Source organism: Vibrio sp. 10N.286.49.E11 (assembly GCF_041469505.1).
Lineage (GTDB): Bacteria > Pseudomonadota > Gammaproteobacteria > Enterobacterales > Vibrionaceae > Vibrio > Vibrio crassostreae_C.
On sequence record NZ_JBFRKQ010000036.1, the window covers coordinates 23,777 to 37,860 of the forward strand.

Sequence of the window (14,084 nt, forward strand, 5' to 3'; positions counted from 1 at the left end):
AAGGGCTGCCGCTTTGATCAATAACTTAGCGTCCAAAAAAAACGCTGACAAGCCTTTTCGGGCCTATCAGCGTAATTCTTTACTTATTTTTGCTATGCATCACTATTTTTTCACGTCAAACTCGACCCCTGACGGATCTCGTTCTAGCGCGACTTTGAGTACTTCATCAATCCACTGAACCGGGATCACCTTCAAGTCAGCGATTACGTTGTCTGGAATCTCTTCCAAATCACGCTCATTGTCTTTAGGGATCAGTACAGTTTTGATGCCGCCACGGTGTGCAGCAAGCAGTTTTTCTTTCAAGCCACCGATAGGTAAAACTTCACCACGAAGGGTAATTTCACCTGTCATACCGACCTCTGCTTTAACCGGGTTACCCGTCAAGCTAGAGACAAGTGCAGTACACATTGCGATACCCGCACTCGGGCCATCTTTCGGTGTAGCACCTTCTGGTACGTGAACGTGAATGTCACGTTTTTCGTAGAAATCTGAGTTGATACCCAGTTTTTCAGCACGAGAACGAACCACTGTCATTGCCGCTTGAATCGACTCTTTCATCACGTCGCCAAGTGAGCCAGTTTGCGTTAGCTTACCTTTGCCCGGCATTGCTTCGGTCTCGATAGTCAGTAGATCACCACCCACTTGAGTCCACGCTAGGCCTGTTACTTGACCGATACGGTTGCTTTCATCCGCTTTACCGAAGTCGTGGCGTTGAACACCTAAGTACTCTTTCAGGTTATCAATGTTAACCGTTACAGACTTAAGATCGCTGTCTAGCAAGATGTTCTTCACTGCTTTACGACAGATCTTTGAGATTTCACGCTCTAGGCTACGTACACCCGCTTCACGCGTGTAGTAACGAATGATGCCGATGATTGCAGAGTCTTCAATCTCAATTTCATGAGGCTTAAGACCGTTGCGTTGAACTTGCTTGTCCAGTAAATGGCTCTTAGCAATGTTCAGCTTCTCATCTTCTGTGTAACCAGATAGACGAATCACTTCCATACGGTCCAGTAGAGGCCCAGGAATGTCCATCGAGTTCGATGTTGCCACGAACATAACATCTGACAGATCGTAATCTACTTCTAGGTAGTGATCGTTAAATGCGTTGTTTTGTTCTGGATCTAGAACTTCTAGAAGTGCTGAAGATGGGTCGCCACGCATATCAGAAGACATCTTATCGATCTCATCTAATAGGAACAGTGGGTTCTTAACACCAACTTTAGACATCTTCTGGATCAGTTTACCCGGAAGTGAACCGATGTACGTACGACGGTGACCACGAATCTCAGCTTCATCACGAACGCCACCAAGTGCCATACGCGTGTACTTACGACCCGTTGCCGCAGCAATCGAACGACCTAGCGAGGTTTTACCTACACCAGGAGGACCAACAAGACAAAGGATTGGGCCTTTTAGCTTGTTGATACGGTTTTGTACTGCCAAGTATTCAAGAATACGTTCTTTAACACGCTCTAAGCCGTAGTGGTCTTCGTTTAAGATCTCTTCCGCTTTCGCTAGATTCTTTTTCACTTTTGAACGCTTAGCCCAAGGAACGCCCACCATCCAATCAATGTAGCTACGTACTACTGTTGCTTCAGCAGACATTGGCGACATCATTTTCAGTTTTTGCAGTTCTTGCTCGGTTTTTTCACGAGCTTCTTGAGGCATCTTAGAGTCTTCGATCTTCTTCTTCAGAGTCTCGAATTCATCAGGAGCGTCGTCCATCTCGCCAAGTTCTTTCTGAATCGCTTTCATTTGCTCATTCAGGTAGTACTCACGCTGAGATTTTTCCATTTGCTTCTTAACGCGGCCACGAATGCGTTTTTCAACTTGCAAGATGTCAATTTCTGACTCCATTTGGCCCATCAAGAATTCCAGACGTTCAGTCACATCTAAGATTTCTAGAACGTGCTGCTTGTCTACCAGTTTAAGTGGCATGTGTGCAGCAATCGTATCAGCAAGGCGAGCTGCCTCATCAATACCGTTCAGAGATGTTAGAACTTCTGGTGGAATCTTTTTGTTCAGCTTAATAAAGCCTTCGAATTGATTGATCGCGCTGCGAACAACCACTTCTTGTTCTTTTTCGTCAAGTTCTGAGGTTACAACGTATTCTGCGTCCGCTAAGAAAAACTCACTTTCTTTGAATTGGTGAATTTTTGCACGCTGCTGACCTTCGACAAGCACTTTAACAGTACCATCAGGGAGCTTTAGTAACTGAAGAATGGTAGCGACAGTTCCTACTTTAAATAGGTCGTCAATTGAAGGCTCATCAGTGTCCGCTTCTTTCTGCGCTACAAGTAGTACTTGTTTGTTAGCTTCCATTGCCGATTCAAGGCAAGTAATCGATTTTTCACGACCAACAAACAATGGAATAACCATGTGTGGGTAAACCACTACATCACGTAGAGGTAGCACGGGGATTTCGATACGCTCGGAACGTTCCAAGTTCATATATTTCTCTCTTCCGCTTTAACTTATAAAGCAGTATATGGGGCTTAAACGACTGGATTCAATGGAAGAATAAAAAAAAGGAGGTAATTGCTTACCTCCTTTTTCAATTTGAGTGACTTGTCTAAAAAAGACCTACTCTGCAACAGCTGCTTGGTTATCTGAGTTGCTGTAAATTAATAGTGGTTCTGACTCACCATTAATTACCGACTCATCAATCACAACCTTGCTTACATCAGTTGAAGATGGCAGTTCGTACATAGTTTCTAGTAGAACACCCTCCAAGATAGAACGTAGACCACGAGCACCTGTTTTACGGTTCATTGCTTTCTTAGCAATGGCACGTAAAGCATCTTCACGGAATTCTAACTCTGTATCCTCAAGCTCAAATAATGCTGCGTACTGTTTTGTAAGTGCATTCTTTGGCTCACATAGGATTTGGATTAGCGCTTCTTCATCAAGCTCTGTCAGTGTTGTTGTCACAGGTAGACGACCAATGAATTCTGGAATCAGACCATATTTCACTAGATCTTCAGGTTCTACTTGAGTGAACAATTCACCGATAGTTTTGGTTTCATCTTTTGAACGCACTTCTGCGCCAAAGCCGATACCTGAACCTGTTTCTACACGCTGTTCAATCACTTTATCTAGGCCTGCAAACGCACCACCACAGATAAATAAGATCTTAGACGTGTCCACTTGCAAGAACTCTTGCTGTGGATGCTTACGACCACCTTGAGGTGGAACTGAAGCTACTGTACCTTCAACAAGTTTTAGTAGAGCTTGCTGTACACCTTCACCAGACACGTCACGCGTGATTGATGGGTTTTCAGCTTTACGAGAAATCTTGTCGATTTCATCGATGTAAACAATGCCGCGTTCCGCTTTCGCTACGTCGTAATCACATTTCTGAAGCAACTTCTGGATGATGTTTTCAACATCTTCGCCCACGTAACCCGCTTCGGTTAGTGTTGTTGCGTCTGCCATTGTGAAAGGAACGTCTAGGAAACGAGCCAATGTTTCAGCCAGTAGTGTTTTACCACTACCAGTAGGACCGATAAGAAGAATGTTACTCTTACCTAGCTCTACGCCTTCAGCTGTCGTATCACCATTACGTAAACGCTTGTAGTGGTTATAAACTGCAACTGCTAGCACTTTCTTCGCGTATTCTTGACCGATTACATAGTCGTCAAGATGCTCACGAATCTCACGCGGCGTTGGCAGCGATTCCGATTCTTTCTTAGGAAGAACATCTTTAATTTCTTCACGAATAATGTCGTTACAAAGATCGACACATTCATCACAAATGTAAACAGAAGGACCTGCGATTAACTTGCGAACTTCGTGTTGGCTTTTGCCACAGAAAGAGCAGTAAAGCAGTTTACCGCTACCACCCTCTTTGCTTTTATCTGTCATTCGCTAACCTCTTAGCCTTAACTCTCTATGCTTGAGTGTATATCAATTTGAATCACTTTGCGTTAAACAATTGCCCTGCAATTATTGACCGCGGTGATTAAGAACTGAATCCACCAAGCCGTATTCTACTGCTTGATCAGCAGACATGAAGTTATCACGATCTGTATCGCGCTCAACAACTTCTAGAGGCTGACCAGTGTGCTCTGCCAATAGTTTGTTTAGCTTTTGTTTGATCGTTAGGATCTCTTGCGCGTGAATTTGAATATCAGACGCTTGGCCTTGGAAGCCGCCAAGTGGCTGGTGAATCATTACACGTGAGTTTGGAAGCACGTGACGCTTACCAGGAGTACCACCCGCTAGTAAGAATGCACCCATAGAGCAAGCTTGACCCATACATACTGTGCTCACGTTTGGCTTGATGAACTGCATTGTGTCGTAGATAGACATGCCTGCTGTTACGCTACCGCCAGGTGAGTTGATGTAAAGATAGATATCTTTGTCTGGGTTTTCTGATTCCAAGAAAAGCAGTTGAGCCACGACAAGATTTGCCATGTGGTCTTCCACTTGACCTGTTAAGAAAATGATACGTTCTTTTAATAGACGAGAATAAATATCGTAAGAACGTTCACCACGGGAAGTCTGTTCAACCACCATAGGAACTAGTGCGTCCATAATCGATGGCATTGTATTTTTTTCTTGGTAGCTCATATTCTTATGTCCCTAAAATAAATGGCCCGAATGATTAAATCATACGGACCATTGTTAGCAGAATTGTTGACCGTACGTCAACCTTCTACGTCAGATATTACTATATTAAGCAGGTTGCTGATTCATTAGCTCGTTGAAGCTAACTTCTTTATCAGAAACTTGAGCTTTAGCGATGATTGCATCAATAGCTTGCTCTTCTAGAGCAACATTGCGCATGTTGTTCATCATTTGCTCGTTTTGCTCGTAGTAAGCAATAACTTCTGTTGGATCTTCGTATGCTGTAGCCATCTCTTCGATGATAGCTTTAACTTTCTCGTCGTCAGCTTTTAGCTCTTCAGTCTTGATTACTTCACCAAGAAGAAGACCTACAACTACGCGACGTTTAGCTTGCTCTTCGAACAGCTCACGTGGAAGTTGGTCAGCAGCTTCAGTGTTGCCACCGAAACGTTGAGCAGCTTGTTGACGTAGAACACCGATCTCTTGATCGATTAGAGCAGAAGGTACGTCGATGTTGTTTTCGTTAACTAGACCGTCGATAGCTTGCTCTTTGATGCGGTTCTTAACAGCTTGCTTAAGCTCACGCTCCATGTTCTTACGAACTTCAGCTTTAAGACCTTCAACGCCGTCAGTTGCGCCGAACTTAGCAACGAATTCTTCGTTTAGTTCTGGAAGTTCACGAGCTTCAACTTTGTTCAGCTTGATAGAGAACTTAGCTGCTTTACCTTTTAGGTTTTCAGCGTGGTAATCTTCTGGGAAGTTTACGTCGATTTCGAATTCCATACCTGCTGTTTTACCAACGATACCGTCTTCGAAGCCAGGGATCATGCGACCAGCGCCCATCTCTAGTGGGAAGTTCTCAGCTTTGCCGCCTTCAAACTCTTCACCGTCGATAGAACCAACGAAGTCGATAGTTGCACGAGAACCAGCGTCAGCAGCAGCTTCAACTTCAGTCCAAGTTGCTTGTTGCTTACGTAGAGTTTCGATCATCTCTTCAACGTCAGCTTCTTTAACTTCTACTGCTGGTTTCTCAACAGTGATGTTTTCTAGACCTTTCAGCTCAACTTCTGGGTAAACTTCAAAAGTTGCGTTGAATACTAGGTCAGCGCCTTCGTTGTTTTCAACTGGTGCGAAAGTAGGTGCGCCAGCTGGGTTGATTTTCTCTTTAACGATCGCTTCGATGAAGTGACGTTGCATTACTTCGCCCATCACGTCTTGACGTACTGCTTTGCCGTACATTTTAGCAACCATCTTCATTGGCACTTTGCCTTTACGGAAACCATCGAAACGACGGTTTTTCGCGATGTTGCGTAGTTCAGCTGTAACTGCATCTTCGATGTTAGCAGCAGGAACAGTAATATTAAGACGGCGCTCTAGGCCTTCTAGCGTTTCAACAGTAACTTGCATTATATAAACCTCAAAACTGGCTCAGTAATCTGAGCATATGAGCCGTAACTTAGCTTTAATTCAAAAGCAGACGTTGTTGGCTGCATCCTTGTGTAGTGCTCTATCCGAACACCTAATTTAAAATCGAGCATTGATGTCTGAATTGATTATTCAACCAAACACCAGACTAATCAGCGATATCTTCGTTCTTCACACGTCGATTAAAACGCAATAAAGCTTGTTTTCAGAAACAAGAAAGGTATCTCCGATTAGCCTCAGGACAGAAATTTTAGACGCGACATTCTAGCGATCTGTTTAATCTCTGTCGAGCCGTTCACCTCTGCATGATGATGAATGCTCTAAATTCGTCCAACTAAGTGATACAAAAACGATCAAATCATCACTTAGCACAACAGAAATGGGGACAATAGCGACTTTTTCAAGGGAATCGAGGGCTTTTTTTGCTAAAAACCTTAAAAAGAGATCTTGCTCTTGTTTTACCCCTCAGAGTCGATAACTTTTTCAACAATCCCCGTTACAAACCCTTAACCTACATCCATCTGTTCACTCTCTGCTTTCAGCAAAAACTACCGCTATTTGCTACCATAAACGAGAGAAGACAGGCTTGATTGTTTACCAAAGAAATCAGCGGAGAGCCTTCATGTTTCAAGCTTTTAAAATCCCAATACTGTTAATGGTCACATACAGTTTACTGATGGTGTTTGGCGGTCATTGGGTGTGGAGCACGAGCAATGAAAGTTTGTTAAATGATCATCAATCTAAGCTGGACCGCTTTTCTGTTCATATTTCAAGCCAATTGGATAAGTTCGCGCACATTCCCGAGCTGCTTTCAAAAGACAAAGAGCTGGTCGATGCCCTGCACTCTCCAAGTAACTCTGCGCAAATCGAACTCACTAATCGTTATCTAGAGCACGTAAACTCGGTGATTCAAGCATCCGACACCTACCTACTAGACAGTATCGGCACCACCATTGCAGCCAGTAACTGGAATCAACCGCGTTCTTTTATTCGTCGTAACTTTGCTTTCCGCCCCTACTTTCAAGAAGCGATTATTGGCAATGAAAATCAATATTTTGCGCTAGGTTCAACCTCTGGAAAGCGAGGCTATTATTATTCTTACCCCGTCTCCTATGCCGCCGAGATTATTGGCGTCATTGTCGTAAAGATGGATTTATCGCTGATTGAAGCAAGTTGGAAAGGCAAACAGAGTTTTTTTGTTGCTGACGATAAAGATCAAATTGTATTTATGTCGAGTAACCCTGAGTGGCTGTTCAAAAGCCTTCAGCCGCTAAGCGAAGTACAACACACTCGAATTCAAGAAAGCAGGCAGTATCTCGATACAAAAATAGAAAGCCTGCACTTCTCCGGCGATTTAGACAGTGCCACCAGTCGTATTGAGTCGCCACACAAACTCGTCCAAGAGCAGTTCTTTAGTTCTTCGCGTTTCCTAGCCGAACCAAGACTCACCATACGGGTATTTTCTCCAACCCACTTAGTTTGGTGGGACTTGGTTGCTTACCTTGTGGTTTTGAGCCTAATCTTTGCGATTATTTATCTAACAATGCAGCTCAACCACCATAGACAACAAAGACGAGCACAGATAGACAGGCTGCAATCCGAAGCCAAGCAAAAACTCGAATTTCAAGTGCTTAAACGTACATCGGAGTTACATGTTGAGATCAAACACCGTATCGAAACCGAGCATGTTCTGAGGCAAACCCAAGACGAGCTCATCCAAGCCGCCAAACTAGCAGTGCTAGGGCAGATGTCAGCGAGCATCAGTCACGAACTGAATAACCCGCTTGCCGCGATTCGCAGTTATGCCGACAACGGCCGATTGTTTCTTGCCAAAGAAAAAACCGATCGTGTCGATGACAATCTATCGCGAATCTCTGCACTCACTGATCGTATGGCGAAAATCAGCCACCAGCTTCGCTCGTTCGCCAAAAAATCTACTGCGGAAGAGCTACACACCTTACAAATACTCCCAGTTTTACATTCATCGAAAGAGCTGATGAAGCCACAACTCAAGAGCGAGCGAGTTAAGGTCAACGAACTCCCTGAGACCTTTGATGCTTGCGTGCTCGCCAACGCCATTCAACTGGAACAGGTGATCATTAACCTGCTGACCAACGCGATTCAGGCGGTGGAACAACAAGATGACAAACAATTAGCTATTCTGTTAGAGATTAGAGAGTCCGACCATCAACAAGCCAATACCTTGCTAATTCATGTCGATGATAACGGCCCCGGCTTCACCTCCCCTTCTAGCGGAAACTTTTTTGAACCCTTCCATACCACCAAGAAAAACGGACTTGGACTTGGGCTATCGATTTCTCAACAAATAATCAACGGAATAAATGGCAAGCTCGTTACCGGTAGTAGCCCTCAAGACGGTGCTCGAATCAGCATAGAGTTGCCCCTTGTTGGACATGAACAGCAAACAAAAACTCAGCAATAACCAGAATACAAAGAAGTAAAGGAATCACTATGTGTCACGTCTATTTCATTGATGATGAATCCGATCTAAGAATGGCGATTGAACAGAGCTTCGAGCTCGCCGACATTGATGCCGAATTCTTTCCCGATGCGGAGTCTGCTCTGCTCGCGATTCAAGAAAACGGCTTACCTCACGTGATCATCACTGATATCTGTCTACCAGGTCTATCCGGGCATGATCTGCTCAACACCGTGATGCACAAAGACAAAGAGATCCCCGTGATCATGATTACTGGTCACGGCGATATTTCAATGGCCGTTCAAGCCATCCAATACGGCGCCTATGACTTCATTGAAAAACCTTTCGCTAATGAACGCCTAATCGAAACCACTAAGCGAGCGATAGAAAAACGTCAGCTCACACTAGAGAACCTTGAGTTAAAACGTTCACTCAAAGCCAGCCAAGCGCTCGGCCCTAGAATCATTGGTGATACGCAATCCATGACTGAGCTGCGCTCCATCATCACCCATATTGCCGACACCAATGCCGATATATTATTGTTTGGCGAGACAGGTACAGGTAAAGAGTTAGTAGCACGTTCTCTGCATGAACAAAGCAGCAGGCGAGAACAAAACTTCGTCGCAGTCAACTGCGGCGCAGTGCCTGAAAATCTGATTGAGAGTGAACTGTATGGCCATGAGAAAGGGGCATTCACTGGCGCAGAAAGCAAACGTGTCGGTAAATTTGAATTTGCTCAGGGCGGAACTCTATTCTTAGATGAAATTGAGTCCATGCCGATGCAAGCACAAATTCGCCTGTTGCGCGTCTTGCAAGAGCGAGTCATCGAAAGGGTTGGATCTAATGGTTTAGTCCCTCTGGACATTCGAGTGATTGCGGCCACTAAAGTCGACTTAAAGAAAGCCGCTGAAGAAGGCACTTTCCGCCAAGATCTCTATTATCGACTTAACGTTGTGACCTTAGACTTGCCGCCGTTAAGAAGCAGACAAGAAGACATCCCAGCCCTGTTCCATCACTTCTTACTGGTTGCTGCGGCGCGTTATGGCAAGACAGCCCCTGCCCTTCCACAAAAGGAGCTGCACGCACTTTTGGCTCATGATTGGCCGGGAAATGTTCGAGAATTACGTAATACTGCAGAGCGTTTTGTACTTTTAGGTAAGCTTTCTCACTTATCAGACAGCGCCACTGAAACTACTCAAGAACTGTCTTTGGCAGAATTGGTATCTGACTTTGAAAAAAACACGTTGAAGCAGGCACTTATTGAATGCAATGGCAGTATAAAAGAGACCATGGAGAGGCTGCAATTACCGAGGAAAACCCTCTACGATAAGATGCAAAAGCACCAGCTAACGAAAGAATCTTATAAGGTAGAACCAAACTAAATTAGATTTGGGAGCAAGATCACCTATACTTATTTCGACAACAGGATGTTATGCAATAAATATAATAAGGAAGTGGTTATGGGTGAGAAAACAAAAGTGCCATCGATTACAGATACTTTCGAGATAGATGGTATTTTTTATGCTGACAATCATGTCGATCTACACACGCCAGAATTAGAGGCAAAACGCGCTTTGTATGAGCAGATAAAGCCTCATTCAAATCGTGGCAGAAATATAGATGAGGAGGTCTAGCGACCTCCTCATTTTTTATGGATTAAATTCCATGTCAGTGAATGACTCAAATAGCTACTTGGTTATGATCTCTGGTCCCATCAAGGTGGTTGGTAACCATGTTGATACCCAAGGTACGTAAGTGACGATAATCAGGAATAAGAACATCACCCCAACCCACGGCAATGCGGCTTTTACCACGTTCATCATCGACATCTTCGCGACACCTGCGGTCACAAACAAATTGAGCCCGACAGGCGGCGTTATCATCCCTATCTCCATGTTCACTACCATCATGATACCTAGGTGGATTGGGTCGATACCGAGTGCAATAGCGATTGGGAATACCAAAGGAGCAACAATGATCAGCAAGCCTGATGGCTCCATGAACTGCCCACCAATCAAGAGTAAAACGTTCACTACAATCAAGAAGGTGATCGGCCCTAAGCCTGCAGATAGCATAGACTCAGTGATCATTTGAGGAATGCGTTCTTCGGTCAGTACATGCTTAAGAATCAGAGCATTGGCAATGATAAACAGCAGCATGATCGTCAGCTTGCCTGCATCGTAAAGCGTGTCTTTGGTGTCTTTATGGAAAAGCGTTTGGAACACCTTGACCAGCGCTGGTTTGGTGTTGTTCTTGTCCGCAAACGGTCCCATATCTTTATAGATAAAGTTGGCAATGAAGAAGGCATACACCGCAGCCACTGCCGCCGCTTCTGTCGGAGTAAAGATGCCGCCGTAGATACCACCTAGAATGATGACAATCAGCAGCAAGCCCCAGCTCGCATCTTTCGCAGCTGCGAACATCTCGCCCCAGCCCACAAATGGCTGTGCCGGAATCTTCTTAATACGTGCTGCGATGTAGATAGCAATCATCAACATCACACCCGCCAGCAAACCAGGAATAACGCCACCTAAGAACATACGACCTACCGATACATCGGTCGCAGCCGCGTAAACCACCATCACGATGGACGGCGGAATCAAGATACCCAAAGTACCCGCGTTACAGATAACCCCTGCCGCGAACTCTTTTGAGTAACCGTTTTTGATCATACCTGCGATAACGATACTACCGATCGCCACTACCGTTGCAGGAGATGAACCAGAAAGGGCTGCGAACATCATACATGCCACAACCGACGCCATCGCCAAGCCGCCGCGGAACCAACCTACCATCGCGATAGCAAAACGGATAATACGTTTCGCCACGCCACCAGTAGACATGAAGCTAGAGGCCAAAATAAAGAAAGGAATCGCTAAGAGTGTGTAGTGGCCTGCAAATGCATTAAACAGCGTTTGTGCGACTGAAGCTAATGACGCATCTGAGTGCATCAATAAGAATATTACGCTCGATAAACCGAGGGAAATTGCAATTGGTACACCGACCAACATGAAAGCAATTACCATTAAAAATAGAAATAACATTGCCATGATTAGTCTTCCTTACCGTTAGATTTTGTACTCGACTCATTCGCTTTGTTCTGCGGAGTCGAATTCAATACCGCTGTTGCATCTTCGTCAGGGCCCGCTAGCACGTCTGCTTTCAACGCATCCAGCTCTTCTTCGGCTTCGTGTCCTGCAATCATGCGGTCAAGCTTGCCTGTGACGACTTGGTAAGCAACTTGAGCAAAACGGAACGTTAGCATTGCCATACCAATCGGCAGCGCCATATAAGGAATAAAACGTGGCAGTTTCTCGTATCGCTCGCCTTCATTCAGCCAGTCAGCAAGAAACTGAAGCATCTCTGGCATTGGAATATCGTCGGTCTCGTACCATGCGCGATCGGTCGCGAATGGGTACCAATAATTCCAAGAGCCGATAAGAAGTAAGATTGAAAATGCTAGGCAGCTTGTCACGGCGATGAGCGCATACACTTTGCGTAGCTTTTCTGGGGCAAGGTTGATGATCACATCAACACCAATGTGGAAGTGTTTTTTAACACCATAAGATGCGCCCACTAACACCATCCAAGCAAACATGAACACGGTCAGTTCCAGTGCCCATAAGATGTTGTCATTGAATGCGTATCGAAATACCACGTTGGCAAAAGTAAGTAGCGTCATTGCGCCAAGGAAAAATGCGATTAGTGACTCTTCAATCACATCCGTAACTCTTCCGACTTTGGAAAAAAGAGAGGTTTCCAGTGCTGATTCGCTAGAATTTGGTTGTTCCATTTGAGGCTTTTCCATAATTGACTCCGCTTATAATTGTTTTAATAAGGAGTGACGAATACTCGCCACTCCCTTAGCGGTGTTATTGGTTTGAAGCTAACGCTGCATCGATAAGGTCTGAACCGATGTCTTTTTCAAACTTCTTCCATACTGGTTGAAGTGCAGCTACCCATGCTTCACGCTGTTCAGGCGTAAGTGTACGAACCTCACCACCCGCTTCGATGATGTTGTTTTTGTTCGCTAGGTTAACTTTTGAAGATTCTGCGTTACGCGTCTCAGACACTTCTTGAACGATAGTGCCAAGCTGTGTGCGTACATCTTCAGGTAGGTCTTTCCAGAAGTCGTTTGACGTTACAACTAGGTAATCCAAGATACCGTGATTAGTTTCGGTCACGCCGTCTTGTACTTCAAAGAACTTCTTACCGTAGATGTTTGACCATGTGTTCTCTTGACCATCGATAACTTTAGTTTGCAAGCCACCGTACACTTCTTTGAAAGACATCTTCTGTGGGTTAGCGCCTAGTTGTTCAAACTGAGCCACCAATACATCCGATGCTTGAACACGGAATTTCAAACCTTTTGCATCTTCAGGGCTGATAAGAGGTTTGTTCGCCGACATCTGTTTCATGCCATTGTGCCAAAACGCAAGACCTTGCAGGCCACGACGCTTCATCGCGTTCTTCAGCTTTTCACCAGATTCTGAGTTTTGGAAACGGTCAACGGCTTCTACGTCTTCAAATAGGAAAGGAAGGTCAAAAATGCGGTATTTCTTAGTGAACTTCTCAAATTTTGACAGCGATGGCGCCGCCATTTGAACATCACCATTTAACAGGGCTTCCAGTACCTTATTATCATCGTAAAGTGTTGAGTTAGGGAAAACTTGCATACAAGCTTTTCCATTCATTTCTGTGTTTACTCGCTCTTCCAGTAAAGAAGCGGCGATGCCTTTCGGGTGCTTATCGGTATTGGTTACATGACTGAATTTAATCACGATTTCACCAGGGTCACAGTTTGCAGCAGCATTAAAACTTGTGAGCGCCAGAGCAGATACAGACAGCAGGGTAAGAGGCTTAAACATTATTATTCTCCTTAGTAAACAAAGCAGCCCTTCAATGGGAACTGCGTGCTTTCACTAAGGCAATTAGCGCGCCATATTGACACAATTCATTAACAAGCCTTTAACCGCAAGGCTTCATCAGATCTGCCTGCAGTTGTCGCTAACTCGCTACAAAAATTAATGGGTGGAAAATGACACATAGAATATTTGTAAATGGGTGGGAGTTGACCAAAGCATCAGTGATAAATGAGGTCTGACCAAAAGCCCCTTTCACGATGATGCCTTGAAGTAATTTCAACCTATCCTGTAGAGTGCTGCACAACTTAGTCAGATTTACTGATCCACTACTTACCAAGAGTTGCTACCCATGAGTCAGATCTACCATCACCCAGTACAGATTTACTACGAAGATACCGATCACTCAGGTGTGGTTTATCACCCTAACTTTCTTAAATACTTTGAGCGTGCGCGCGAGCATGTGTTGGGCAGCGATAAACTGGCAGAGTTGTGGAATGAACATGGACTGGGGTTTGCGGTGTATAAAGCCAATATGACCTTTCAAGACGGCGTTGAGTTCGCTGAGATCTGCGACATCCGAACCTCTTTTGAACTCGATGGAAAATACAAAACCTTATGGCGACAAGAGGTATGGCGTAAAGATGCGACTAAGCCTGCCGTGATTGGTGATATTGAAATGGTCTGCCTTGATAAAGACAAGCAACTGCAGCCAGTGCCTGCTGAAGTATTAAAAGCGATGCTTGGCGAGTCGAGCTAGGTTTATTTTAGGTTCATCGCGGATT

11 protein-coding genes and 1 pseudogene are annotated in these 14,084 nt (G+C 44.7%); 4 read left to right on the forward strand and 8 right to left on the reverse strand.

Going from position 1 to position 14,084, the window contains the following annotated elements:
• Positions 1-102: 102 nt before the first annotated feature.
• From lon to AB4167_RS07825, 5 genes and pseudogenes are all read right to left on the reverse strand, one after another.
• Positions 103-2,454 (reverse strand): endopeptidase La, encoded by a 2,352-nt coding sequence (gene lon / locus AB4167_RS07805; RefSeq protein WP_017060619.1) that lies wholly within the window; start codon positions 2,452-2,454, stop codon positions 103-105.
• 132 nt (positions 2,455-2,586) lie between these two features.
• The gene (gene clpX / locus AB4167_RS07810; protein ID WP_009847283.1) at positions 2,587-3,867 is read right to left on the reverse strand and encodes an ATP-dependent protease ATP-binding subunit ClpX; all 1,281 of its coding nucleotides are present in this window, start codon (positions 3,865-3,867) and stop codon (positions 2,587-2,589) included.
• An 81-nt stretch (positions 3,868-3,948) separates the two neighbouring features.
• A complete protein-coding gene (gene clpP, locus AB4167_RS07815) occupies positions 3,949-4,575 on the reverse strand; it encodes an ATP-dependent Clp endopeptidase proteolytic subunit ClpP (protein WP_004736080.1) in 627 nt (208 codons plus the stop codon).
• A gap of 105 nt (positions 4,576-4,680) precedes the next feature.
• Positions 4,681-5,979: a trigger factor gene (gene tig, locus AB4167_RS07820; RefSeq protein ID WP_017065881.1), complete on the reverse strand. Its 1,299-nt coding sequence runs from the start codon at positions 5,977-5,979 to the stop codon at positions 4,681-4,683.
• Positions 5,980-6,273: 294 nt separating this feature from the next.
• Positions 6,274-6,456, reverse strand: a pseudogene (locus tag AB4167_RS07825) (hypothetical protein); the annotation flags it as partial.
• Between the two features lie 163 nt (positions 6,457-6,619).
• On the opposite strand from AB4167_RS07825, the gene AB4167_RS07830 reads away from it, so the two are divergent.
• From AB4167_RS07830 to AB4167_RS07840, 3 genes are all read left to right on the forward strand, one after another.
• A complete protein-coding gene (locus AB4167_RS07830; RefSeq protein ID WP_372136377.1) occupies positions 6,620-8,440 on the forward strand; it encodes an ATP-binding protein in 1,821 nt (606 codons plus the stop codon).
• 29 nt (positions 8,441-8,469) lie between these two features.
• On the forward strand, positions 8,470-9,819 hold the full coding sequence (locus tag AB4167_RS07835) for a sigma-54 dependent transcriptional regulator (protein ID WP_137001537.1): 1,350 nt from the start codon (positions 8,470-8,472) through the stop codon (positions 9,817-9,819).
• Positions 9,820-9,897: 78 nt separating this feature from the next.
• On the forward strand, positions 9,898-10,071 hold the full coding sequence (locus AB4167_RS07840) for a hypothetical protein (RefSeq protein WP_017060624.1): 174 nt from the start codon (positions 9,898-9,900) through the stop codon (positions 10,069-10,071).
• Between the two features lie 54 nt (positions 10,072-10,125).
• On the opposite strand, the gene AB4167_RS07845 is transcribed toward AB4167_RS07840, so the two are convergent.
• The 3 genes from AB4167_RS07845 to AB4167_RS07855 all read right to left on the reverse strand — a co-directional run bounded on the left by AB4167_RS07845 (position 10,126) and on the right by AB4167_RS07855 (position 13,305).
• Positions 10,126-11,487: a TRAP transporter large permease gene (locus AB4167_RS07845; protein WP_136981877.1), complete on the reverse strand. Its 1,362-nt coding sequence runs from the start codon at positions 11,485-11,487 to the stop codon at positions 10,126-10,128.
• A 2-nt stretch (positions 11,488-11,489) separates the two neighbouring features.
• Positions 11,490-12,245 (reverse strand): TRAP transporter small permease, encoded by a 756-nt coding sequence (locus tag AB4167_RS07850; RefSeq protein ID WP_029235189.1) that lies wholly within the window; start codon positions 12,243-12,245, stop codon positions 11,490-11,492.
• Between the two features lie 64 nt (positions 12,246-12,309).
• On the reverse strand, positions 12,310-13,305 hold the full coding sequence (locus AB4167_RS07855; RefSeq protein WP_016788636.1) for a TRAP transporter substrate-binding protein: 996 nt from the start codon (positions 13,303-13,305) through the stop codon (positions 12,310-12,312).
• 346 nt (positions 13,306-13,651) lie between these two features.
• Between AB4167_RS07855 and AB4167_RS07860 the strand changes: the two genes are divergently transcribed.
• The gene (locus AB4167_RS07860; protein WP_048607892.1) at positions 13,652-14,059 is read left to right on the forward strand and encodes a thioesterase family protein; all 408 of its coding nucleotides are present in this window, start codon (positions 13,652-13,654) and stop codon (positions 14,057-14,059) included.
• Positions 14,060-14,084: the final 25 nt, after the last annotated feature.

Bases quoted from the DNA above. Each gene is read 5' to 3' on its own strand.
- lon (WP_017060619.1), bottom strand. From the start codon at position 2,454: ATGAACTTGGAACGTTCCGAGCGTATCGAAATCCCCGTGCTACCTCTA.
- clpX (WP_009847283.1), bottom strand. From the start codon at position 3,867: ATGACAGATAAAAGCAAAGAGGGTGGTAGCGGTAAACTGCTTTACTGC.
- clpP (WP_004736080.1), bottom strand. From the start codon at position 4,575: ATGAGCTACCAAGAAAAAAATACAATGCCATCGATTATGGACGCACTA.
- tig (WP_017065881.1), bottom strand. From the start codon at position 5,979: ATGCAAGTTACTGTTGAAACGCTAGAAGGCCTAGAGCGCCGTCTTAAT.
- AB4167_RS07830 (WP_372136377.1), top strand. From the start codon at position 6,620: ATGTTTCAAGCTTTTAAAATCCCAATACTGTTAATGGTCACATACAGT.
- AB4167_RS07835 (WP_137001537.1), top strand. From the start codon at position 8,470: ATGTGTCACGTCTATTTCATTGATGATGAATCCGATCTAAGAATGGCG.
- AB4167_RS07840 (WP_017060624.1), top strand. From the start codon at position 9,898: ATGGGTGAGAAAACAAAAGTGCCATCGATTACAGATACTTTCGAGATA.
- AB4167_RS07845 (WP_136981877.1), bottom strand. From the start codon at position 11,487: ATGGCAATGTTATTTCTATTTTTAATGGTAATTGCTTTCATGTTGGTC.
- AB4167_RS07850 (WP_029235189.1), bottom strand. From the start codon at position 12,245: ATGGAAAAGCCTCAAATGGAACAACCAAATTCTAGCGAATCAGCACTG.
- AB4167_RS07855 (WP_016788636.1), bottom strand. From the start codon at position 13,305: ATGTTTAAGCCTCTTACCCTGCTGTCTGTATCTGCTCTGGCGCTCACA.
- AB4167_RS07860 (WP_048607892.1), top strand. From the start codon at position 13,652: ATGAGTCAGATCTACCATCACCCAGTACAGATTTACTACGAAGATACC.